Origin of the sequence: Pseudoalteromonas sp. NZS37 (assembly GCF_015864265.1) — a bacterium.
GTDB lineage: Bacteria > Pseudomonadota > Gammaproteobacteria > Enterobacterales > Alteromonadaceae > Pseudoalteromonas > Pseudoalteromonas arctica.
Window position 1 is genome coordinate 1 of sequence record NZ_JADYXL010000066.1, and the last position, 687, is coordinate 687.

2 tRNA genes and 1 rRNA gene are annotated in these 687 nt (G+C 40.2%); all 3 read right to left on the minus strand.

Annotated features, from left to right (window positions below):
- Positions 1-335: 335 nt before the first annotated feature.
- Positions 336-411, minus strand: a tRNA-Ala gene (locus I6F47_RS20450).
- Positions 412-461: 50 nt separating this feature from the next.
- A tRNA-Ile gene (locus I6F47_RS20455) sits at positions 462-538 on the minus strand.
- A gap of 76 nt (positions 539-614) precedes the next feature.
- A 16S ribosomal RNA gene (locus tag I6F47_RS20460) occupies positions 615-687 on the minus strand; the annotation flags it as partial.

Genomic DNA, 687 nt, shown 5'->3' on the forward strand with positions numbered 1-687 from the left:
GCATCCACCGTGTACGCTTAGTCACTTAACCATACAACCCAAACGGGTCTTTGTTTTGTGACAGTTTAACTTCGCCAGAAGTCAATATTGAATACTAAAGTAGATACCAATCAATCAACTCCTAAGAGTTAACTAAATGGCACTGAATGGTACTGCTACCATTCTTTTTTTACTTTTGAAAACTCTTGATAAATACAATGTATCTATCAGAATTTTATTATCAGCTTTTCCAAATTTTTAAAGAGCAAGAGATGTAAAAACTTCTCAAAATTAAACACACTCTATTCTCAGGCGGTTAATGGCCCGATAAAGAATATTTATTTTTAAGAAGTAAGTGGTGGAGCTAAGCAGGATCGAACTGCTGACCTCCTGCGTGCAAGGCAGGCGCTCTCCCAGCTGAGCTATAGCCCCACATATGCTGGTACTTATTGTTTTAACCATCTTCTTAATTAGATAAGAAGTGGTGGGTCTGAGTAGATTTGAACTACCGACCTCACCCTTATCAGGGGTGCGCTCTAACCAGCTGAGCTACAGACCCAAAACAATAAGTGTTGTTCTCTTTACAATAACAATCATCTGTGTGGACACTACGAACAAATAAGTTCTAAATCGTATAAGGAGGTGATCCAGCCCCAGGTTCCCCTAGGGCTACCTTGTTACGACTTCACCCCAGTCATGAATCACTCC